A 23,179-nucleotide genomic window follows, 5' to 3' on the forward strand; every position below is an offset into this window, starting at 1 on the left:
CATAAAAACCTTGACGACATTTTAATGTGCCGCTACCGCTTTAGGTAATCTGATTAATAATTTAAGCAAATTAAATATTTGTAATCCTTAAAATAAAAGACCAATACAAATCTAAAGGACGGTTATTTCAGGGATCGATCATCCTGAACGTGTTTTATTAGCAGTTCCTGCTGTTTTTATTTGTCTAATAGTTGCTTCGCGGTCAGCGCTTCCTTGTAATGGTAAATATTGTGCCTTAATGTCTTTGGGGTAATATTTAATTGGTAGTGGCCACCCAGTCCGCATAAGTCATTTCGAATTTTACTTCCCCTTTATTTACCATGCCTACATTTTTCCAGCCTTGTTTGGTGTAAAATGTTGCTGCGCGGGTATTGGGTGCGGTGCCCAGCCATACCAACTGGTGCGTTTGATCGAAATACCAATCCATCATTAAGCGGTGCAGTTCTTTGCCAATTCCTTTGCCTTCAAACTCAGGTCTGATAAATAAGGCCCAAATGTTATGCGCCTGTAAATCGACAATGGCAAAACCAACCAGTTCACCTTCCACTTCGCAAACCCAGTCTTTGCCACGGCGGGTAACAAATTCTTCGCAATCTTTGTCAGTAACGAGTGCTGGATCTGACAAAGTGTTCTCTTTTACGGTATGTCTGACAATCTGCATGGCAGGTACGTCGGCCGTTTTTGCGCTGCGGAATATCATTTGCATGTTTTTTATTCTGTATTTGATTAATAATATGCCTATAAAGATCTTTTGGAGCAATTTTTAGCTCAAGTCGTCACCCTGAATTTAGTTCAGGGTCTGCCCAGCAGGAAAGATGCTGAAACAAGTTCAGCATGACGATTGCATAAAACAAAAGACACCAAAAACGATGACAACATATAAATGTTAATTGAACTGAAGTTTTTAGAAATTTAATTTATGTTTTAAAAATGCCTTTTAAAATAGTTTAAACGCTGATTATCAACTGTAAAACTAATCAATAAAATGTTTATGACAAATGAATGATTGTGAATTATAGAATTGGTTCTACATTTGCTTAACGGTGTTAGATTATTTAACCCTACATTCCAGGTTATGGGAAGCAAAGAGAGAATACTACGATTGAAAGATGAAACCAGAACAAAAATTCTGGATGCTGCCTTGAACATTGTTCAAACAGAGGGTTGGCAGGCATTGAGTATGCGTAAAATTGCTGATCAGATTGAATATACCGCCCCGATTATTTACGAATACTTTTCGAATAAGGAAGGCATTTTAATGGAGCTCACCAAAAGAGGCTATCAACTGCTGGCAAAAGATATCAGGCTTGCCAGAGATAGCCAGGAAAGTGCTGCAGATAAAATGGAAGCCATGTGGGTGGCCTATTGGGACTTCGCCTTTAAACACCAGGAGTTTTACAAGTTAATGTACGGTGTGGGTACGGTTTGCTGCGAACTGCAGAAAAACATGGAAGAATCGGAGAAAGTAGGCGATATGCTGGCAGAAGTTATCGAATCACTTTACACCCAGAAACCGGTTAACGAGGATGAGATCTGTAAGAAGTATTATACCTATTGGTCAATCATCCACGGGTTAATTTCAATCAACATGGTTCAGCCGGGTGGCCGCACAACTGATGAACTTAACCATCAAATTTTAAAAGATGCTATAAAAGGTATTACCCTATCTATCAATAGTTAATTTTTTTTACCCTTCTATTTAACAGTGTTAAATAGTTTATACATATTAAATCCATAATAATTAAAATTCATATGAAATCTCTACATCCCCTGTTTCTAATGCTTAACACTGTTAAACAGTTTAATGCGGTTAAGTATGCCTTTGCAGTCGTCTTTGCCACTATGATATTGATCGGCTGTAAATCAGCTCCTGAACAATCGGCTGCTGCGGCACCGCCACCGGCCTTACCGGTAAGCGCAATCAACTCCAGTTCTGAAACTACCTTTATCGAATATCCTGCATCTATTCAGGGCGCTGTTGATATTGATGTACGCCCTCAGGTAAGTGGTTACCTACAAAGTGTACTGGTTAATGAAGGCGCTTATGTAACTGCCGGACAAACCTTGTTCAAAATTAACGAAAACCCTTTCCGCGAGGCGCTTAACAATGCCAAAGCAAGTTTACACGCTGCAGAAGCGGCTATTTTAAATGCCCAGTTGGAGGTAGATAAATTAACCCCGCTGGTACAGAATAAAGTCGTATCTGATTTTCAGTTGAAAACGGCTAAAACTGCTTATAAAATTGCACAGGCCAATGCCGAGCAAGCCCGAGCCAATGTAGCTTCGGCGCAGATTAACCTGGGTTATACCAATGTAAAGGCTACTGTAAGCGGTTATATTGGCCGCATCCCGAAAAAGCAGGGAAGTTTGGTTTCTCCAACTGATCAGACTGCTTTAACACAATTATCAGATATACACGAAGTACATGTATACTTCTCGTTAGGTGAAACTGATTTCAACAATTTCAATGTAAACTATCCTGGTAAAACCCCTGCTGACAGGATTAAACATTTACCGGCAGTTGAGCTTTTACTGGCTGATAATTCTACTTATCCGATTAAAGGGAAAATTGATATGATTGATGGCCAGTTTGATAAAAATACCGGTGCCATTACTTTGAGGGCAAGTTTCCCAAATGCCAGTGGTATTCTCCGCTCTGGTAATACGGGTAAAATCCGTTTGGGTTTACTGCATGATAACGCCATTCTGGTACCTCAATCGGCAACTGTAGAAATGCAGGATAAGGTATTTGTATTTACCGTAGGCGATAGCAGCAAGGTGAAAAAACAGGCCATTACGATTGTGGGTAAAGCCGGAGAAAATTATCTGGTAAACACCGGCGTAAAGGTTGGCGACCAGATTGTACTCAGCGGCATTGATAAATTACAGGAGGGAATGGTTATCCAGCCTCAAAAAGCAGCAGACAAAGTAGCTGTTGCCAAAACAAAAAATTAACAACAATAAACGCTAAAAATCATGTTTCAGAAATTTATAGACAGGCCTGTACTTTCGACTGTTATTTCCATCTTATTGGTAATAGTTGGTATACTGGGTTTAACAAAGTTGCCCTTAGAGCGCTTTCCAAATATCGCACCTCCGTCGGTATTGGTAACCGCCGTGTACCCTGGGGCCAATGCCGAAACGATTTTACGTTCGGTGACGCCTTCACTGGAAGAAGCGATTAACGGTGTGGAAAACATGACCTACATGACCTCCAGCGCCAGTAACGATGGTACCTTGGCCATTACGGTTTACTTTCAACAGGGTACCAACCCCGATCAGGCTGCTGTTAACGTGCAAAACCGGGTTTCGCAGGCTACCAGCCAATTGCCTGCAGAGGTTGTGCAATATGGTATAACTACTACCAAACAACAAAATAGTTTTATTGGTGCTATCGGTGTTTACTCGGAAGATCCCAAAAAATACGATGCTGTTTTTGTAAACAACTATGCGCAGATCAATATCATTCCTGAACTTAAACGTATCCCGGGTGTAGGTTCTGCCGCTGTATTTGGTGGTATTAAAGATTATTCAATGCGTATTTGGTTAAATCCAAGTCAATTGGCTACCTACAAAATTACACCCAACGAAGTGATCACAGCCATTCAGGACAAAAACCTGGAAGCGGCACCTGGTAGGTTTGGGGAAAGAAGTAATGAGGCTTTTGAATATATCGTTAAATATAAGGGTAAGCTTACCAAGCCTGAAGAATATCAAAATATAGCAATCCGTTCTAATTCGGATGGTTCTATATTGCGTTTAAAAGATGTGGCCCGTGTGGAGTTGGGTGCTTATAGTTATGGTAGTGTAAACCGTTTAAATGGACACGATGGTATTACGATTGGTGTAATCCAGTTATCGGGATCAAATGCCAACGAAATACAGATTGCCATTGATAAACTATTGGCGAAACTATCGAAAGATTTTCCATCGGGTATTAAATACAATCAGTTTTACCGTACCAAAACCGATCTTGATGAATCCATCAACCAGGTTGAACACACTTTGATAGAAGCCTTTTTACTGGTATTTATCGTTGTATTTATCTTCCTTCAGGATTTCAGGTCTACCTTGATTCCGGCCATTGCAGTTCCGGTGGCGATTATCGGTACTTTCTTTTTCATGCAGCTGTTCGGTTTCTCTGTAAACCTTTTAACGCTGTTTGCATTGGTACTGGCCATTGGTATTGTGGTAGATGATGCAATTGTGGTGGTGGAAGCGGTACACGCCAAAATGGAAGAAAACCCTTCGCTGAGTCCGAGGGCGGCAACTACCGAGGCGATGAATGAAATTACCGGGGCCATTATATCGATTACGCTGGTAATGGCGGCAGTATTTTTACCGGTTGGTTTTATGACTGGTTCAACAGGTATTTTCTACAAACAGTTCGCCTTAACCATGGCCATCGCCATTATTATATCGGCTGTTAACGCCTTAACTTTAAGCCCTGCATTAGCGGCCTTGTTTTTAAAGAACAAACATGCGGAAGGTGGTCATCATGCGCCTAAAAAAGGTTTTGTAGAAAAGTTTTATGCAGGTTTTAACGGTGGTTTCAATTATATGACCAACCGTTATGTTGGTGGCTTAAAAGTGCTAATCCGCCATAAATGGATCAGCATGGCCGGGCTTGCCTTAATCGTTCTTCTTACTGTTTTTCTGGTAGGCAGAACAAAAACAGGTTTTATCCCTACAGAGGATCAGGGTTTTGTGGCCATCGCTGTTGCCAGCCCATCGGGAACATCATTGGCCAATACGAATAAAATATTAAAACAGGCTGAAGCTGAGTTGAGGGCCATGCCATCGGCAAGATTCGTAATGTCGTTGGCCGGTTATAACTTTTTAACGGCATCCAACAGTCCTTCGGCTGGCCAGATTTTCTTATTGTTAAAACCTAATGAGGAAAGGGGAGCGGTAAAAAATATCGACGAAATACAGAACATTGTAAGGGCTAAAATGGCAGCCATATCTGCAGGTACCTTCTTTGTATTCAGTTTCCCTACCGTGCCAGGCTTTAGTAACGTGGAAGCCATGAACGTAATGTTACAGGATAAAACCAATGGCAGGCTGGATAAGTTTAGCGGTGTAGCAAACAACTTTATTGGGAAGCTAATGGCGAAACCGGCTATTGCTTATGCTTTTACTTCATACAAAGCAGATTATCCGCAATTACAGCTTGATGTTAACGATGAAAAGGCGGATCAGCTGGGGGTAAGTAAAAAAGATATCTTACAAACGATGCAGACTTATTTTGGTACTGCGCAGGCATCAGATTTTAACCGTTTTGGTAAATACTACCGTGTAGTGGTTCAGGCTGATATTGCCGACAGAACCGACCCTGCTAGTATTGACCGTGTGTTTGTTAAAAACAAGGCGGGAGAAAGTGTGCCCATCAATACCTTAGTTAAACTGACCCGTGTTTATGGTTCGGAAACGGCTTCGCGTTATAACCTGTTTAACTCTATCGAGGTGAATGCGATCCCTAAACCAGGCTACAGTTCTGGTGATGCGATTAAGGCGATAGAGGAAACGGCCAGAGAACAATTGCCAACGGGATATGCTTACGAATTCTCGGGTCAGACCCGCGAGGAAATTTCTTCGGGAGGACAATCAACGGTGATCTTCCTGCTTTGTTTGGTATTTGTTTACTTCTTGTTATCGGCACAGTACGAGAGTTATATCCTACCATTGGCGGTAATCTTATCTATCCCTACTGGTGTATTCGGTGTGTTTGTGGTATTGGGCTTAACTGGTATCGAAAACAACATTTACGTACAGGTAGCACTGATTATGCTTATCGGCTTGCTGGCCAAAAATGCCATCCTGATTGTGGAGTTTGCGGTGCAGCGACGAAAGGCAGGGCTGAGTTTGGTGAATGCAGCCATTGAAGCGGCACGTTTAAGGATCAGGCCGATCATTATGACCTCGCTTGCCTTTGTGTTCGGTTTATTCCCGATGAGTATTGCAACAGGTCCGTCGGCACAGGGTAACCACTCTATCAGTATTGGTGCGGCAGGGGGTATGGTATCTGGCGTAGTTTTAGGTTTGTTTATCATTCCGGTACTTTTCGTCATCTTCCAGGCTTTACAGGAAAAAATATCAAGAAAATCAAAAGAGGTTGTTCAACATCATGAACAACCTGTAAATAATCATGCAGTTTATGAAACGGTTTAATATAGTTACCATCCTGCTCCTTGCTTTAGTTTGGAGCGGATGTTCGGTTTCGAAAGATACGGCGCTGCCCAATATTGCGCCTGGTTTATTCAGAAATTCAGCACCACAAGATTCTTCGAGCATTGGCACTATGCCCTTAAAGAGTTTTATCAACGACCTCACTGTTCAACATTTAATTGATACGGCTTTGGTTAAAAATTACGATATGCAGATCGCCTTGAAGAATATCGATGCGGCTGAGGTATTGTTCAAACAATCGAAATTGGGTTATCTGCCCGAACTGAAGTTACAGGTTGCGGCGAGTTCGAGCCGCCCCAGTGATAACAGTTTGAACGGTTTGAGCCTTAACCAGTTTACGGGTTCTACGCACATTGAAGATTACAGCGCTAATTTGGGTGTGTTTTGGGAGGCCGATATCTGGGGGAAGATCCGCAGTCAGAAAGCTGGTGCTTTAGCCAGTTTTCTGCAAACTGAAGAGGCGCGCAAGGCTGTTCAAACCCGTTTGGTAGCCAATGTTGCACAGGGTTATTACAACCTGTTGATGCTTGATGCGCAATTGGAGATTGCCAAAAAAAACTTAAAACTTAACGATAGTACTTTAAGGATTATCAATTTACAGTTCGATGCTGGCCAGGTTACTTCGCTGGCCATACAGCAGGCCCAGGCGCAGCAATTAAATGCGGCGCAACTGATTCCGCGTTTGGAGCAAAATGTTACCCTGCAGGAAAATGCGTTGAGTGTACTGATCGGCACTTTGCCGAAAGCGATTAACCGTGAAAGCCGTTTGGATAAAATGACGATTCCGCAGGAGCTGAATGCGGGTTTCCCATCGGCGATGTTGAGTCGCAGGCCTGATATTAAAAGTGCCGAGCTGGCTTTAAATGTAGCGAATGCAAAGGTTGGTGTGGCTAAAGCGAGTTTATATCCATCGTTGGTGATTACGGCGAGCGGCGGGGTAAATTCGTTTAAGGCGAGCAATTGGTTTAATGTGCCTGCATCGTTATTCGGCCTGGTTTCGGGCGGGATTACGCAGCCTATTTTTCAAAGGGGGCAGTTAAAAACGAATCTGGAACTGGCTAAGATCGACCGCGAAAAAACGGTGATCCAGTTCCGCCAATCGGTATTGAATGCGGTGGGTGAGGTTTCTGATGAGTTAACGAAGGTAGAGAAGTTGAAATTGCAGTACAGCATTGCTGAAAAACGTGCGCAAACTCTACAACAGGCTTCTAAAAATGCGAGCTTACTGTTTAAAAGCGGTATGGCGAATTATTTGGAGGTGATTACTGCACAGGGCAATCTGCTACAGAGCGAACTGGAGTTAACGACCATTAAAACGGAACAGTTAAATGCTGTTGTGGGTTTGTACCGCTCTTTGGGTGGGGGATGGCAGTAGGTTTAGCACCTTCCGGGCTAAAATATTATTAATATGGTTTTTTACCACTAAGACACGAAGACACCAAGGATGTAATGTTCTTGGTGTTTTTTTTATGATTATTTGTCATCCTGGATCTTTTATACAAAATCGTCATTGCGAGAAGGCTTTTTCAGCCGACAGCCTGCCCCGATTTTCGGGGAAGCAATCTTTTTTCTTGGCTAGCTCATCGAAGGATCTTTTTGCAAAAGCTTCATTGAACCATTCCATTACACCACCCCGTCATTCCCGCGCAGGCGGGAACCTTAAAGCGTTGGTTATGTTTTGCCCAGCGCTCAGTCTTTCACAACTCACCGCCATTGGGGCTCTTACCTTTTTCTTGATAAAAAGGTAACCAAACCTGAGCGCAGCGAAAGCATGCTTACCTATAAAAACAGTAACTAAAAAAGCATAAATCAAGGCTTGGATCTGATGTCGGATAAATTCGTTAAAGCTTTTAAGGACGGCAGCGCAAGCCCTCCCGAATAATCTTCGGGACAGGCTGATGAAAAATCTGGGAGGACGCGCTGCCTTGTTTGTGGTAAATACAAAGTGATTCTAAAAGCTTTAACGTTTTCTCCTTCCATCATATCCTAGGCCGGTAGCAGGGCGCAGATAGCAGGGTGCAGAAACTGCTTTTCCATTATTTGTCATCCTGGTCCGATAGCTATCGGACGCAGCGAAGGATCTCTTTGCAAGCAGTAAATTGAACCATTCCATTACATCACCCCGTCATTCCCGCGCAGGCGGGAATCTTAATGCAATAGCTATTTTTCCCCTTGCTCAGTCTTTCCCAACTCACCGCCGTTGGGGCTCTTTCTTTTCTCTTGATAGAAAAGAAACAAAAGATCAAGGCTTGGATCTGATGTCGGATAAATTCGTTAAAGCTTTTAAGGACGGCATCGCAAGCCCCAGATGAAAAATCTGGGAGGACGCGCTGCCTTGTTTGTGGTAAATACAAAGTGATTCTAAAAGCTTTAACGTTTTCTCCTTCCATCATATCCTAGGCCGGTAGCAGGGTGCAGATAGCAGTGTGCAGAAACTGCTTTTCCATTATTTGTCATCCTGGTCCGATAGCTATCGGACGCAGAGAAGGATCTTTTTGCAAGAAATTCATTGAACCATTCCATTACACCAACCCGTCATTCCGAGCGGAGAGTAGCGTAGTCGAGAACCACGAAGTGCTCAGCGAAGCTAAATCTTTCTCGATATAGATCTCTCTCCCGAATATTCGGGACGTTTCAGGACAGTGGGGTAATGAAAGGAAGGGTAAAGATTTCCGTGCTTTTTCCGGCGAAAATCTCCTATGCCAGTAGCAGGGTGTAGACAAACCCAATCCGTCATGCTGAATTTATTTCAGCATCTATCATGCTAAACAGCAGTAGGTAGGATATTTGAAGATCTTTTTGCAAGGAATTCATTGAACCATTCCATTACACCAACCCGTCATTCCGAGCGGAGCCGAGGAATCTATTTTAAAAGTTTAGTATTGTAAAATCTTTAAAATCCTAAGTCTACGTGTCTTTCTTGCGTCTTCTTTTATCAGAGGAAAGATGCCGCTCAGTAGATAGCGGCTCTAGCTGTCGTGCAGGCTTGCTGCAGCTTAGTCCATTATTGCTTAACCTTTTATTTACCTTTCTTTAACCCGGCCAGCAAAAGCTTTAGAGAGACAAGGCTTGGGCAAATGCAATTAGCACTTCATTTTTATTGGTGTATCAGCAAAGCAGCCTGCTAATAAGTCTGAAGCTGTACCCAAGCAAACCTGGCTAAAAGGTAGCCTTAACGTGGCGTAAATGTGGAATAAAGGTGGGGTTGCAGGATATTTTTGGGATTCTTAATCGGATTGACTAAATTGAGGCATCATCCCTTTTGTTTAACCGAATATACTAAAATTATGGCTATCCAAAATGGAATTATTAAAATTAATGGACAACTGGGCGACCTCGTTTTTTACAAACGTGGAAATAAGGATGTTGTTCGGCAAAAAGCTGTTTACAAACAGCAGAGCGAAGCCAGTAAGAAAAGCAGTGCTGATTTTGGCTCGGCTACCCGCAATGCGGCTTACATCAGAAGGGCTTTTGCACCGCTGGTAATGCTTTATGCCTATGGCGATCTGGTGAACCGCCTGAACAAGCGTTTTATTGAAATCTTTAAATCTATTCCACCTGAACACGCAGGCCATAAAAAGCTGATCGATGGAAATCTGGCCTTGCTCGCGGGTTTTGAATTTAATGCCAGTAAGCCTTTAAAGCAGTTATGGACCTGCGAAACTGTTTTAAGTCTGGAACCGGATGGATTAGTAAAACTTATTTTGCCTAAAGGTGAACTTAAATCGCTATTGAAATCTTATCCTAAAGCCACCGAGGTCCGCTTGCAGGTAATGGGCTTTCATTTCGAACTGGGCGAAAATGGTAGCTACGAAATTATCGATGTAAATGATCTTGTTGTGCCTGTAAACCTACCTCACTTCCCAAAAACAACCTTAAGCCTCCACTTAAAACACCAGGGTGATAAGGCTTTGGTTGTGGCCATGGGTATTTCTTTTTTTGTGGGTGCGGATCGCTTTGCCGACCGGCGCTATTATGCCTGTAAAATTATTCATGCGCTGCATTTAAGGGATGGGGTGGTGGTTAATTTTGTGGGGCAACCCAAGGCTGAAAGGGTGGTAGTGGAGCAGGGGAATAGGTTAAGCTGGGAGGTGGAGGAAGGTTGAGGTAATATATTTATTTACACGCTTTAAGCTGTTTTTGATCTACCTACGGTTAACAGTATAATATTATGCATTGCTTTAAATAGGTTTGGTGTTGTTAAATTTTAAAACCCAATTTTATGGCCAATTACAGATTAAACCTGAACCAGCAAAACAATGGTGATTATGAGGTTCACAAGGATGATTGCCGGTATTATCCTAAACAAAATTACGATGACCTAGGAACATTTAGCTCTTGTGAGCCGGCAGTAGCTGAGGCGAAAAGGAAATATCCTTTTTTAAGTCGGATTAATGGTTGTTATTGGTGTTCATTACCATGCCATACCACCTAATTGGTTAATTGTTGTAATAGGTGCAGTAACTAAAAGGTTGCTGCGCTTAAATTATCTGAAAAAACAAATTGAAATTTAAATAATTATTACAACTTTTGGCACATCTCAATTTTAAATTAACGCAATAAATGATTTCTCAGATATTCCCTGATTCTTTCCGAGAATCTGCAACACCGCATTCTTTGCAGTCTATTTTTAAGTTGAATGATAAAAAATAGAAAATAATTCAGCTATCTAGTTCTCAATTAATCCCGATGAAAAATGAATTTATAGAAAATGAGCTTTGGTACTTAAGTATCTCTGGCGCTTTTCAACGTAACAATGTTTACGAAGAAAATATTGATGATAAAAACGGCAATAAAAAAGATGCATTTAAAAAGCAGCTTAGAGCGTGTATTGTTGATATCACACAGCGATACCATGTGTTTGTTTCGGATGTGGAGCATGTTGGCCATATATCGGCGCTTATTGCAAGCAATAAGGATGAAATACTTAATCGTGGCAAATTAACTTTTGGTACAGCACAAAAATTATTGAATCTGTACCTGAAATATATGTGGTGTACAGACCGGCTAGCGCATATACCTCCACATTGCCCTATTGATAGTATTATATTAAAAAATTCTAAACAGTATAAATATAAAAGTTGGACACAACTGGATTGCGAGGATGAGTATATGCGCTACATTACTGATTTAAGAGAACAGGCAAGTGGAAAGAATTTACATTTAGCGGAATGGGAGCTGGGTGTGTTTAACAGAAGAGCAGAAAAAAAGATTATTTAATGGATATAGACCCTCGCGAATTCCAAAATTTATTTGGACAAGTAAATTCGCTCATTTCAAAATATGAGAAAGTTAATGAGCTAACTGGCGAAAATTTTAATGTTTTTAAAATTCTAAAATTAGAATCCTCTGAAGTACGTATGCACTCGGCATTTATTGCAGAGTTGTTAAATCCAAAGGGCAGTCATGGACAAAAGGATACGTTTTTGAAGCTTTTTATAAAAGCATTCTGTTTTAAAGGGGCGGATATTGATACTATAAACTGCAATGTTGAAATAGAAAAGCATGCAGGTTTTATTAATGATGATAGAACTGAAGGCGGAAGGATTGATATTTTTATCAGCGACGGGCACAATAACCATATTATCATTGAAAATAAAATTTATGCCGGAGATCAACACAATCAATTGGTGCGGTATCATAAACATTCCGAACATGCAGATATTTTATACCTTACTTTAAATGGTGGCGAACCCAATAAAAATAGTTATGGAACATTGATAGATGGAGAACATTTTAAATGTATTTCATATAAAAATAATATCCTGGATTGGTTAGAAGAGTGCCGCAAGGAATGTGCAATACTTCCGATTATCCGCGAATCCATAACCCAATACATCAATTTAATAAAGTATTTAACCAATCAAACGCTTAATCATACCATGGAAGAGGAACTTTCAGAAATCATTAAAGATAATTTAGAAGCATCTATTGCTATAGCTGCTAACATTAATAAAGCCCTTGATAAGGTTTCTCTAGCATTTGGCAGGGAATTAGAACTGGAGTTCCAAGCTAAAAACTTGAATTGTTTTTACCGTGTAGATTTTAAGGAACGTTACACCGGTATATGGATTTCTAAACCGGAATGGAAATTCATGAATATTGGCTTTCAATTTCAGTCGTACGATAAAGATATGATTTTTGGTTTCTGTTGTAAAGAACACCCAAGGTACCACCCAATTCCAGACGAATTAAGAAAGCAGCTTAAAGCATTACCTTACAATAGTAAAAAGAATAATGATTGGTGGGCCTGGTTTAATGATGTGGAGCCAGCTTTTAAAAATTGGCACGAATACAATACCTGGAAAAAAGTAACTGATGGACGAATGAAAAAGATGATTGTGGAGAAGACGGAATTCTTGCTGAACTTAGCGGAAGGAATAGCGCTTTAATATTTAAAACATTTTAATTTTGGTGTTCACATTTCCCAAATCAACACTATATTCTTAAATTGGGCCTAATTAGCCATATGACCGAAGAGATAACAGCCGCATTATTAAAGTTTAGGGACGAACGCGATTGGGCCCAGTTTCATAATCCCAAAGATTTAGCCCTTGCCTTGAATATTGAAGCAGCTGAATTGCTTGAATTATTTTTATGGAAAAATGCGGAAGATGCCAATGTTGAGAAGATCAAAGAAGAACTTGCTGATGTTTTTTCTTATGCATTGTTATTGGCCGACAAATACAAGCTGGATGTTAAGCAGATTATCCTTGATAAGATTAAACTTAATGATACAAAATATCCGGTAGCTAAGGCAAAAGGTACTGCTAAAAAATATGATGAGCTATGAGCATGTCTTTCGAGCTCTCTATAGATGTTTCTGAGCCTTACGATTTCAATAAACAAAACTTAAGCAAGATTCAACAAAACCCATGGGTAAAGAATCAGTGGCCATTGGTTTATTTTATCCAGAATGAGGCAATTGCTGAGGCCTATGTTGGTGAGTCGACCAATGCTTACAGCCGTATTTCGAATCATCTGGCCAATCCTGTAAAATCATCTGTTTTTAATAAAATTTCGATTATCGGGAGCGATAAATTCAATAAATCGGCTACGCTCGATATTGAATCAAATCTGATCCAATATATTGCAGCAGAAGGTACTTATAAGTTACAGAACGGTAATTCGGGTTTAGTTAACCACAATTATTATCAGCAGGATTTGTATAAGGATCTGTTCAAAGAAATTTGGAAGAAACTGATTGATAAAAAAGTTGTAAGCAAATCGTTAAAGGAGATAGAAAATTCTGAGTTATTCAAATATTCTCCATACAAATCTTTAAATGAGGATCAATATCATTCGGTATTGGAGATTTTGGCGGGTTTAACCCAAAATAATAGCAATAGCATTTTTGTAAGGGGAAGTGCAGGTACTGGTAAAACTGTAGTGGCCACTTATCTCTTAAAATTATTGGCTACCAATATCCTCAATACGGATGTAGCAGAATTTAATGATGATGAACTTAGGGAAGTAAATTATATCCGGAATTTTCAGCTAAAATACCCCAATGCTAAAATCGGTTTGGTAGTGGCAATGACCTCCCTGCGGGAATCGCTACAGCAGGTTTTTAAACAGGTACCTGGTTTAAAATCTTCGATGGTGGTTAGCCCATCGGATACCTTTAAAAGTAAAGAGAAATACGATCTACTTATTGTAGATGAAGCACACCGTTTGCGCCAATATAAAAACATTAGTTGGATGGGAGCATTTCGAAAGAATAACCAAAAACTTGGTTTAGGTGATACTGGGAATGAACTCGACTGGATTATGGCTAACAGCAGAAATCAAATTTTCTTTTATGATGAAGCGCAGTCCGTAAAACCTTCTGATATAGCTGGCATGCATTTTACAACACTTTTAGAAGATGAACGCACAATTAAATTACAGCTTAATTCTCAGATGCGTGTTCAGGGTGGTGAAAATTATATCAAATTTATAGATGATCTGCTGAACCTAAACCGTAAAGATGATGGCGTGTATCACTCTTCAAATTATGAACTACGCTATTTCGATTCATTAGCAGATTTATATACTGAGCTAGGCAAAAAGGAACAACATTATGGTTTGTGCAGAATGGTGGCCGGCTATAGCTGGCCATGGCAATCGAAAAACGATAAAACAGCAATTGATATTGAAATCGACAACTTATCTTTTCAATGGAACCAAACTGATAAAGACTGGGTAAACTCGCCTAATGCTTTTAACGAAATTGGCTGCATACATACTACCCAAGGTTATGATCTTAACTATACTGGCGTTATTTTTGGTAAGGAAATAGATTATAACAAACAAACTGATCAAATTGAGATAGACCCTAAGCAATACTTTGATATTAACGGTAAAAAAGGAATAGCTCAACCAAAAGATTTAAAAGCATATATTATCAATATTTACAAAACGATTCTTTATCGCGGAATAAAAGGCTGTTTTATTTATGCCTGCAATCCGAATTTGGCAGCATATCTCAAGAAACACATTCCCCGGTATGATAAAAAGCCAGCTATAAGAATCCTACAATTTAACCAGGTAAAGCCATTTGTAAATGCAGTCCCTTTGATAGATATTACAGCTGCTGCGGGTAATTTTAGCGATTTGCAGATTCACAGTGACTTTGAATGGGTAGAATTGCCTTTTAATATCGCTATCAAAAAAGATTATTTTGTTTGTAAGGTTATTGGCGAATCAATGAATAAACGGATTCCAAATGGAGCCTATTGCTTATTTAGGCAAGATGTTGGTGGAAGCAGGAATGGCAAAATTGTTTTAGTACAAAGTACTGCCATACAAGATGCAGAGTTTGGTTCTGGTTATACTGTAAAAGAATACCACAGCGAAAAGCTTTCGACTGATGAGGGCTGGCAACATAGTAGAATAAGTTTAAAACCGTTATCTGATGAATTGGATTACCAAATAATTGAATTGGTAGAAGATGAGTTAACAGATTTTAAAGTTGTTGGGGTTTTTGAACAGATACTGGCTTAAAAGGCTAATTAAAAAACAATCTTCTATTCGTTACGGAAATCCGTAAAGTTTAGCTCTTATCGCGCACTATCTTAGTGCTATGAAAAGATTTTATTATATCCTGTTTTTAAGTATTGGTATGCTGGCCTGTAGCAAACAAAATGAAGTAGGTACAGATACAGAAACTTATACCCCATGCGGTACGTATAAAAGCGGTCAGAAATTATATCAGGGCTCAAAGGGAGGTTGCTTTTATTATAATAGTAAAGGTAATAAGGAATATGTAGAGCGGAGTGCGTGTAAGTGTTAAGCTTTTTAATTTTTTTGCAGCAAAATTTTATTTATTTGTTAATCTCAAGGTCTTCATTTATATTGCGATATCTAAATAATTCTAGCTCCATTCTATTCGTTTTTTTCTCTCAAATCAATTTATTATAACCGTATTGTAACACTTAATCGCACAACTCAAATTGTTGTTTGCATTGAGCTGTTGTATTTATTCTTGAATGTAATTATATGAAACAACCAGACCAACTGATTTTAGATATCTACACATCTAAAGCGCAAGCAGATAAAGCAATTAGTTCATTAAAAGGAATTTTGCTTGGGATAAACTTAGATGGGGAAGTAAACCAACAGGAAATTAGCGAGCTACAAAAATGGGCAAATGCACATGATGTTTTAATAGGTAGAAATCCTTTTAATGAATTCATGAATATTATAGCGGAGGCTGCTAGCCAACAAATCCCATCCAAAGAAACTATAGAAGACTTGTATTGGCTATGTCAAAAGTATGAGAACGACAGCGTCTATTATAATCCTATAACTTCTGACCTACAAACATTACAAGGACTTTGCCATGGAATTCTGGCTGATGGAGTAATCAAAGATCAGGAAATTATTGATCTCGGCAAGTGGTTGGAAGGAAATGAACATTTAAACACATATTATCCCTACGATGAGATAAGGAGTTTAATATTATCTGTTCTTTCAGATAATAAAATTGATGAAGAAGAACGATTGGTTTTAAAAGCTTATTTCAAAGAGTTTGTAAAACTCCAAGATGAAGACATAAATGAACAGATTCGAAAAGAAACAGAGCATATTAACATCTCTGGTTTATGTACTAGTGAGCCTAATGTTACTTTTGAGGGCAAAACCTTCTGCATTACTGGAATATTACAGAGAATAAGTAGAGAAGGATTGAAGAAAAAAATCTTAAGTCTTGGAGGCATACCCACTGACAGTATTACGCTAAAAACAGATTATTTAATAGTTGGCGATAATGGAAATCCTGCATGGGCTTTTTCTTGCTACGGACGTAAAGTTGAAAAGGCGATAAATATGAGAAAGGATGGGCATGTAATTATGTTAATCCATGAATTTGATTTTGCTGATATTATGGATGATTTGAATTAGTGAAGGATAAATAACAAATAAATATAATGAACCAATCAAAACACGATCCATCTGAATACATAAGGGGAATACAGCAAATTCTGATTTCTGATAAAAAGAAAATTGGTTTTTTATTTGGTGCTGGGAGTTCTTTAGCTTCTAAAAATGATAAATCTCTTACAGTTCCTGCAATAGGAAAAATGACATCTGAAATTGTGGATGAAGTAGGGAAAGTAAATCCTAAATTTAAAACAGCTTTAAATGAAGTAAAAGAAGAACTTGAACCAGATAATTTCAATATTGAGACACTTTTATCAAAGCTTGAATTAAAGCTTGATGTAATTGGTAAATCAACATTAAATTCATTAACAAAAGAAGAATTTATAACTCTCATTTCGTTAATAAAGAAATGTGTCCGCGAAAAAGTTAGCGTTCATTCAGACAAAGGTCAAATCGTAAAAAAAGATATAGTTTCAGAGTTGGTTCAAACTGATTTTGCTAATTGGATAGGACAAGCTGAAAGAAAATTTCCGATTGAAATATTTACTACGAATTATGACTTTCTATTTGAACTTGGATTAGAACACAAAGAAGTACCTTATTATGACGGCTTTTGTGGAAGTCTAAGGGCATTTTTCAATCCAGAATCTGTAGAAGATTTTAGATTTTTGCCATTACAAACAAAATTGTGGAAAATGCATGGTTCCTTGGGATGGCACTTTGATAAGGACACAGAAAAAATATTACGAGTTAGTCCCGATGATGAAGATATCTTAATATACCCTTCTACTTTAAAGTACAAAGATTCTAAGAAGCAACCTTATGAAAGTTTATTAGATAGGTTGTCTAATTTTTTAAAACAGGACGATGCAATATTAATAACTTGTGGCTACTCTTGGGGAGACGAGCATATTAATTCACGTTTAATTTCTGCATTAAAAACAAACACTACCTCCCATGTGATAGGGCTATTTTTTGATAAATTCGACAGGATTAATGAAGATTCAAAGATCTCAAAGATAGGATTAGATAATCCAAAAATATCTATATATGCTTCACGTAATGCCGTAATAGGATGCAGTTTCGGAGATTGGAAATTGAAGTCTGAGCCTTCAAAAGAAGATTCAGTGAATATAGATTTATACTTTGATGAGGATGCCGCTATTGATCCGAAAGATGAGAAAAAAACAGAAGCCAAAGGAGAGGAGATATGGACGGGAATGGGAGAATTTATACTTCCAGATTTTAGTAAGCTTGTAAAGTTTCTGAATGCTATGGTAAGCGATAACGAGATTAAAAAATTAGGAGCAAATGTCAAAAAGTAAAATAACTGAAATCGGTGAAATAGATAGTATCAGCGGAAATAGTATTTCTGTGAAGCTTTTTGATAATATCAAATCCAACATGCCGATTATTGATGGAGTGGTTTACCGAGTTGGACAAATCGGTTCCTTTGTTAGGATTCCATTGGGATATGCTAATCTATACGGTATCGTTACACAAATCGGCTCTGCTGCAATTCCTGAAAGCCTAAGAGAGGCTGTTGCAAAAGATTATGAACATTTAAAAAATACCAGATGGATAAATATTGTTTTAGCGGGGGAACAGGTTGGGAAACGATTTGAACGGGGTGTAACTCAATATCCTACAACAGGTGATAAAGTTCATCTTGTAACGATAAATGATTTGGATGTAATTTATGGAGGATATGAAGATGCTAATTCGATTACTGTAGGAAATATTAGCGTATCAGAAAGCTTAGATGCTAAGATTGACTTGAATAAACTAATATCCAGACATTGTGCTATTGTCGGCTCAACTGGTAGTGGTAAATCAAATTCTGTTTCCGTATTACTCCAATCTATCGCTGCGAGAGAGTTTCCAAGTTCGAGAATTTTGGTGATCGATCCTCACGGGGAATATAATGATGCACTTTCAAAATATTCTAAAGTAATAGAAGTTAACTCCTTACAAGATGAAAATAAATTACACATACCTTTTTGGGCATTATCTTTTAACGAGCTAATTAATATATTTTCTGGAACTCTTACTGATCCAAACAGAGAATATATAAGGGAAAAAGTTGTTGAAGCAAAAATTAAAAGTGCTGAAGAAAATAAAATAGAGGTTGCTAAAGAATCTATTACGGCTGACTCACCAATTCCATTTAGCATAAAAAGATTGTGGTTTGAGTTGGATGATGTTGAAAGAAAGACATTTCGAGCGGACAGAATAACAGTTACAGATAAGATTATAGAAGGTGATATAGAAAAACTTAAATCCAATGAATATCCAATAGCTGGTTTAGGAAATAGTGCTCCGTTCTTAAACCAAAAGGCAAAAGGTTTACTGAGTTTTTTGGATAGTATGCGCAACAAACTAAACGATATTAGCTATAGCTTTTTATTTTCTCCGGGGAAATTGACACCAGATCAAAATGGAATAATAGAAGAAGATCTAGATACAATGCTCTTGAATTGGCTAGGAAACAAGCTACCAATAACAATTTTAGATTTATCTGGCATTCCAAGTGAAATAATGTCTTCTATTTCAGGAACGCTTTTAAAAATTATTTATGATGGATTGTTTTGGGGAGTTAATACTAAAGTGGGAGGAAAGAACCAACCCTTGCTAATTGTTTTAGAAGAGGCTCATAGTTATTTAAAATCTGGAGAACATTCAATTTCATCAAGAACAGTGCAAATGATAGCAAAAGAAGGTCGGAAATATGGCGTAGGATTATTGCTTGTTACTCAAAGACCTTCAGAATTGGATGAAACGGTATTAAGTCAATGTGGAACTATGATTGCTCTTAGGATGAATAACTCTAGAGATAGAAGTCATATACGTTCAGCGGTTCAGGATGAATTGCAAAGTATGGTTGATTTGTTGCCAAGCTTGAGAACTGGCGAGGCTTTAATATCTGGCGAAGCAGTAAAAATACCTTCTCGGGTTAAATTCTTTAAAATTGCGAATGCACCTAAAAGTTCAGACCCCAAAGCTTCTGAAAAATGGTTGGAAACCATTGATAATACAGAAAATGAATATAAAAAACTATTAAAATCTTGGCGTAATAAAAATTATAAAATATGAGCTCAACAGAAATGACCCCAGTCACTTCATCTAACATTGATAGTATTGGTTATGATGAACCAAATCAAATTGTCTATGTTAGATTTTTAAACGGAAGCCTTTACATCTATAAGGGCGTTCCTCAACATGAATTCCAAAATCTATTGGAGGCACCTTCTCATGGCTCTTACCTAAATAGGAATTTTAAAAATGTGTTTCCTTATGAAAGGATTGAATAAATCTATTTTTAATTGTGTAAAAAGTAAAAGCCCAATCACCTCTGATCGGGCTTTTACTTTTATAGCTACTTTTCTATTTATTTTTCAATATCTCTACTTTCTCTCTTAGCTAAACCAATTCAATAACTGTTTTTTTGCGCCCTTCGGTTAAACATTCTACTGAGTTTTCACCGCCTTCAAAAACACAAACCCAGCTATACCCGATAAAACCGAAGCGGTTAAAATCGCAAACTTGGCTTCTGCAACATGCGTAGCCTCGCTAAAAGAAAGCAGGGCAATAAAAATAGACATGGTAAAACCGATCCCAGCCAGCATTCCTAAACCTAAAATGTGTTTCCAGCCCGCGCCAGAAGGTAAGTTGGCCCATTTCAGTTTCACGGCCAACCAGCTGAAGAGGCTAACGCCAATGGTTTTCCCGGCAAATAAGCCCAGTACAATGCCTAAGCCTAAGGGTGAAACCAAGCCTGCCAGCATGCTTTTTTGAAAGGTGATATTGGTATTGGCCAGAGCAAAAACCGGCATGATGATGTAATTTACAGGGGTGGTAAGCACGTGCTCGAGTTTCTCTAAAGGAGATTCGACAGCGGTTTCGTTGGTTGGGATGGTAAAAGCCAGCAATACGCCTGCAATGGTAGCATGTATGCCCGAATGGTGGATGAAATACCAGAGGAATAGTCCGGGGATGAGGTAAAATACGAGTTTCTTTACGCCGAAGTAGTTCATTAAGGTCAATAACACCAATATACCACCGGCCATGGCGAGGTATTGGAAATGAATTTGGTTGGTGTAAAAAACAGCAATGACGAGAATTGCACCGAGATCGTCGACGATGGCGAGTGCGGCCAAAAAGATTTTTAAGCTCGCGGGTACGTTTTTGCCCAGCATGGCGATGATGGCGAGGGCAAAGGCAATGTCGGTAGCCATGGGGATTCCCCAGCCTGCGGCAGCGGTTCCGTTGTGGTTAAAGAGGGTGTAAAGGCATGCGGGTACGAGCATGCCGCCCAAGGCCGCAATTACGGGCAGAGCGGCGCTTTTGAGTGAAGATAATTCGCCTTCTACTAATTCGCGTTTAATTTCTAGGCCTACCAAGAGGAAGAAAACGGCCATGAGGGCATCGTTTATCCAGGCCAGTATGCTGTAGTTTATAGCGCCGAAGCCCAATTGGGTATTTAACAGGTTAATGAAAGTGTCTTTTGCAGAGCTATTGGCGATGATGAGGGAGATGGCGACGCAAATGAGTAATAGGAATCCGCCTATCTGTTCTGAACGGAAAAATCTTTTGAAAGGTTCTAGGTTGATCAGTTTTGGCATGGGGTAAAAGTAGGGAATTTTATGAGGTTATCTGTTATTATTTGTCATGCTGGTCCGATAGCTATCTGAGGTAGTCGAAGGATCTCTTTTAGAAAGTTATTAAGTCATATTGGTACGGCTCATTGCCGCCGGGGCTAGTCCTTTTTCCTTGATGAAAAAGGGACCAAAAAATCAAGGCTTGGATCTGATGTCGGATAAATTGGTTAAAGCTTTTAGGGCGGCAGCGCAAGCCCTCCCGAATAATCTTTGGGACAGGCTGATGAAAAATCGGGGAGGACGCGCGGCCTTGTTTGTGGTAAATACGAGTGGTTCTAAAAGCTTTAACGTCCTGAGCGTAGTCGAAGGATCTCCTTCCATCATATAGTAGGCCGGTAGCAGGGTGCAGATAGCAAGCTGTAGAGGAGGGTACGCTTTATTTTATTACTGTCGTCATGCTGAATTTATTTCAGCATCTATCATGCTAAACAGCAGTAGCGAAGGATCTTTTTTTAAGGAATTAATTGAACCATTCTACTACACTAATCCGTCATTCCCGCGTAGGGGGGGACTTTAAAGCGTTAGTATGTTTTTTCCAGCGCTCTTAGCTTGCCTCGGTTAGCCACCGAAGGGCTCTTTCTTTTCTCTTGATAGAAAAGAAACAAAAGATCAAGGCTTGGATCTTTTCTTGTAAAAACCTACGAAAACCTTAATTGCGGCAGTTCCTAGGCGCTCCCTCTGCTCGTTTCCTTCCGCATGCGCTTGATCCTGCCTTGGACAGTAAGGGCATGAAAGTCAGTGCAAAGGTTGTCGTGCTTTTTCCGGCGAAAATCTCCTATGCCGGTAGCAGGGTGCAGATAGCATTGAGCTGAAAGCTGCTTGCATAAACTCCTGCCATAACTTGTCATCCTGAGCGCCGCGAAGGATCTTATTGAAAGGGTTAATTAAACTACTCCATTACACTAACCCGTCATTCCCGCGTAGGCGGGAATCTTAAAGCGTTGTTATGCTTTGCCCAACGCTCAAGCTTGCCTCGGCTACCGATGAAAAATCGGTACAGGTCTACCGCCGCCGAAGGGGCTCTTACTTTTTTTCAGATGTGTTTATGTTTTTACAGGTCTTCAAGCTTGCTTCGCAGGTTGGCTTGGCCCAAAAGTAACAAACTTGAGCGCAGCGAAAGCATGCCTACCTATAAAACAACTACAGAGAAGGCATAACTAAAAGGCTTGGATCTGATGTCGGATAAATTCGTTAAGGCTTTTAAGGACGGCAGCGCAAGCCCTCCCGAATAATCTTTGGGACAGGCTGATGAAAAATCGGGGAGAGCGCGCTGCCTTGTTTGTGGTAAATACGAGTGATTCTAAAAGCTTTAACGTCCTGAGCGTCGTCGAAGGATCTCCTTCCATCATATGGTAGGCCGGTAGCAGGGTGCAGATAGTATGGAGCCGATAGCAGTGTGCAGAAACTAACCTACCGTTATCTGTCATCCTGAGCGAAGTCGAAGGATCTTTTATACAAAATCGTCATTGCGAGGACCTGTTCCGATTCATCGGAAAGGCTTTTTCAGCCGACAGCCTGCCCCGATTTTCGGGGAAGCAATCTTTCTAGGAATGATCGATTAGCATAAAAGATTGCTTCGTCGTTCCTCCTCGCAATGACGATTAATGGAATAAAAACCTACGGAAATCTTTATAGCGGCAGTTTCTAGGCGCTTCCTTTCGCGCATTCCTGCGCACGCACTTGATCCTGCCTTGGACAGTGGGGAATGAAAGGTAGGGTGAAGATTTCCGTGCTTTTTCCGGCGAAAATCTGCTAGGCCGGTAGCAGGGTGCAAATAGCATAGCGTAGAGAGGGGGTACGCTTTGTTTTATTACTGTCGTCATGCTGAATTTATTTCAGCATCTATCATGCTATATCGGATCGAGATGGCGTCTGGATTTTTATGCGCATTGTAGATAAATTGGTAGGCTACAGTCGAGATGGCGATCGTTGTAATAGATTTTTCTAACCCACATTGCAAGCAGCATTAA

Annotated in this window: 16 protein-coding genes; 14 read left to right on the plus strand and 2 right to left on the minus strand. The window is 39.6% G+C overall.

Going from position 1 to position 23,179, the window contains the following annotated elements; all coding sequences use genetic code 11:
• Positions 1-256: 256 nt before the first annotated feature.
• Positions 257-706, minus strand: a complete 450-nt coding sequence (locus tag ACS5PU_RS17455) for a GNAT family N-acetyltransferase (protein ID WP_439460443.1) — start codon at positions 704-706, stop codon at positions 257-259.
• A gap of 369 nt (positions 707-1,075) precedes the next feature.
• Between ACS5PU_RS17455 and ACS5PU_RS17460 the strand changes: the two genes are divergently transcribed.
• The 14 genes from ACS5PU_RS17460 (at position 1,076) to ACS5PU_RS17525 (ending at position 19,862) form a co-directional block, all read left to right on the plus strand.
• Positions 1,076-1,681, plus strand: a complete 606-nt coding sequence (locus ACS5PU_RS17460; protein ID WP_439460444.1) for a TetR/AcrR family transcriptional regulator — start codon at positions 1,076-1,078, stop codon at positions 1,679-1,681.
• A gap of 71 nt (positions 1,682-1,752) precedes the next feature.
• The gene (locus tag ACS5PU_RS17465; protein WP_439460445.1) at positions 1,753-2,955 is read left to right on the plus strand and encodes an efflux RND transporter periplasmic adaptor subunit; all 1,203 of its coding nucleotides are present in this window, start codon (positions 1,753-1,755) and stop codon (positions 2,953-2,955) included.
• Between the two features lie 21 nt (positions 2,956-2,976).
• Entirely contained in the window at positions 2,977-6,171 is a 3,195-nt protein-coding gene (locus ACS5PU_RS17470; RefSeq protein WP_439460446.1) for an efflux RND transporter permease subunit, read from the plus strand.
• Positions 6,158-7,564, plus strand: coding sequence for a TolC family protein (locus ACS5PU_RS17475; RefSeq protein ID WP_439460447.1), 1,407 nt, complete (start codon positions 6,158-6,160; stop codon positions 7,562-7,564). Before ACS5PU_RS17470 ends, ACS5PU_RS17475 begins: the two co-directional genes overlap by 14 nt.
• A 1,912-nt stretch (positions 7,565-9,476) precedes the next feature.
• Positions 9,477-10,295 carry a hypothetical protein gene (locus tag ACS5PU_RS17480; RefSeq protein WP_439460448.1) on the plus strand — a complete coding sequence of 273 codons (819 nt, stop codon included), beginning with the start codon at positions 9,477-9,479 and terminating at the stop codon, positions 10,293-10,295.
• Positions 10,296-10,878: 583 nt separating this feature from the next.
• Entirely contained in the window at positions 10,879-11,409 is a 531-nt protein-coding gene (locus tag ACS5PU_RS17485) for a hypothetical protein (RefSeq protein WP_439460449.1), read from the plus strand.
• On the plus strand, positions 11,409-12,581 hold the full coding sequence (locus ACS5PU_RS17490; protein WP_439460450.1) for a PD-(D/E)XK nuclease family protein: 1,173 nt from the start codon (positions 11,409-11,411) through the stop codon (positions 12,579-12,581). The genes ACS5PU_RS17485 and ACS5PU_RS17490 overlap by 1 nt, the downstream gene beginning before the upstream one ends.
• A 77-nt stretch (positions 12,582-12,658) precedes the next feature.
• The gene (locus tag ACS5PU_RS17495) at positions 12,659-12,982 is read left to right on the plus strand and encodes a nucleotide pyrophosphohydrolase (protein WP_439460451.1); all 324 of its coding nucleotides are present in this window, start codon (positions 12,659-12,661) and stop codon (positions 12,980-12,982) included.
• Positions 12,979-15,174, plus strand: coding sequence for a DNA/RNA helicase domain-containing protein (locus ACS5PU_RS17500; protein WP_439460452.1), 2,196 nt, complete (start codon positions 12,979-12,981; stop codon positions 15,172-15,174). Before ACS5PU_RS17495 ends, ACS5PU_RS17500 begins: the two co-directional genes overlap by 4 nt.
• A 79-nt stretch (positions 15,175-15,253) precedes the next feature.
• Positions 15,254-15,463, plus strand: a complete 210-nt coding sequence (locus ACS5PU_RS17505; protein ID WP_439460453.1) for a hypothetical protein — start codon at positions 15,254-15,256, stop codon at positions 15,461-15,463.
• Between the two features lie 206 nt (positions 15,464-15,669).
• A complete protein-coding gene (locus ACS5PU_RS17510; RefSeq protein WP_439460454.1) occupies positions 15,670-16,572 on the plus strand; it encodes a BRCT domain-containing protein in 903 nt (300 codons plus the stop codon).
• 26 nt (positions 16,573-16,598) lie between these two features.
• Positions 16,599-17,876, plus strand: a complete 1,278-nt coding sequence (locus tag ACS5PU_RS17515) for an SIR2 family protein (RefSeq protein ID WP_439460455.1) — start codon at positions 16,599-16,601, stop codon at positions 17,874-17,876.
• A complete protein-coding gene (locus tag ACS5PU_RS17520; protein WP_439460456.1) occupies positions 17,863-19,644 on the plus strand; it encodes an ATP-binding protein in 1,782 nt (593 codons plus the stop codon). Before ACS5PU_RS17515 ends, ACS5PU_RS17520 begins: the two co-directional genes overlap by 14 nt.
• On the plus strand, positions 19,641-19,862 hold the full coding sequence (locus ACS5PU_RS17525) for a KTSC domain-containing protein (RefSeq protein ID WP_439460457.1): 222 nt from the start codon (positions 19,641-19,643) through the stop codon (positions 19,860-19,862). The genes ACS5PU_RS17520 and ACS5PU_RS17525 overlap by 4 nt, the downstream gene beginning before the upstream one ends.
• A 156-nt stretch (positions 19,863-20,018) precedes the next feature.
• Here the strand turns inward: ACS5PU_RS17525 and nhaA are convergent, their stop codons facing one another.
• Positions 20,019-21,173, minus strand: coding sequence for a Na+/H+ antiporter NhaA (nhaA, locus tag ACS5PU_RS17530; protein WP_439460458.1), 1,155 nt, complete (start codon positions 21,171-21,173; stop codon positions 20,019-20,021).
• Positions 21,174-23,179 lie beyond the last annotated feature (2,006 nt).

This window comes from Pedobacter sp. GSP4, from assembly GCF_051857575.1.
GTDB lineage: Bacteria > Bacteroidota > Bacteroidia > Sphingobacteriales > Sphingobacteriaceae > Pedobacter.

Bases quoted from the DNA above. Each gene is read 5' to 3' on its own strand.
- ACS5PU_RS17480 (WP_439460448.1), top strand. From the start codon at position 9,477: ATGGCTATCCAAAATGGAATTATTAAAATTAATGGACAACTGGGCGAC.
- ACS5PU_RS17470 (WP_439460446.1), top strand. From the start codon at position 2,977: ATGTTTCAGAAATTTATAGACAGGCCTGTACTTTCGACTGTTATTTCC.
- ACS5PU_RS17525 (WP_439460457.1), top strand. From the start codon at position 19,641: ATGAGCTCAACAGAAATGACCCCAGTCACTTCATCTAACATTGATAGT.
- ACS5PU_RS17515 (WP_439460455.1), top strand. From the start codon at position 16,599: ATGAACCAATCAAAACACGATCCATCTGAATACATAAGGGGAATACAG.
- ACS5PU_RS17465 (WP_439460445.1), top strand. From the start codon at position 1,753: ATGAAATCTCTACATCCCCTGTTTCTAATGCTTAACACTGTTAAACAG.
- ACS5PU_RS17485 (WP_439460449.1), top strand. From the start codon at position 10,879: ATGAAAAATGAATTTATAGAAAATGAGCTTTGGTACTTAAGTATCTCT.
- ACS5PU_RS17510 (WP_439460454.1), top strand. From the start codon at position 15,670: ATGAAACAACCAGACCAACTGATTTTAGATATCTACACATCTAAAGCG.
- ACS5PU_RS17490 (WP_439460450.1), top strand. From the start codon at position 11,409: ATGGATATAGACCCTCGCGAATTCCAAAATTTATTTGGACAAGTAAAT.
- nhaA (WP_439460458.1), bottom strand. From the start codon at position 21,173: ATGCCAAAACTGATCAACCTAGAACCTTTCAAAAGATTTTTCCGTTCA.
- ACS5PU_RS17520 (WP_439460456.1), top strand. From the start codon at position 17,863: ATGTCAAAAAGTAAAATAACTGAAATCGGTGAAATAGATAGTATCAGC.
- ACS5PU_RS17475 (WP_439460447.1), top strand. From the start codon at position 6,158: ATGAAACGGTTTAATATAGTTACCATCCTGCTCCTTGCTTTAGTTTGG.
- ACS5PU_RS17460 (WP_439460444.1), top strand. From the start codon at position 1,076: ATGGGAAGCAAAGAGAGAATACTACGATTGAAAGATGAAACCAGAACA.
- ACS5PU_RS17505 (WP_439460453.1), top strand. From the start codon at position 15,254: ATGAAAAGATTTTATTATATCCTGTTTTTAAGTATTGGTATGCTGGCC.
- ACS5PU_RS17500 (WP_439460452.1), top strand. From the start codon at position 12,979: ATGAGCATGTCTTTCGAGCTCTCTATAGATGTTTCTGAGCCTTACGAT.
- ACS5PU_RS17455 (WP_439460443.1), bottom strand. From the start codon at position 706: ATGCAAATGATATTCCGCAGCGCAAAAACGGCCGACGTACCTGCCATG.
- ACS5PU_RS17495 (WP_439460451.1), top strand. From the start codon at position 12,659: ATGACCGAAGAGATAACAGCCGCATTATTAAAGTTTAGGGACGAACGC.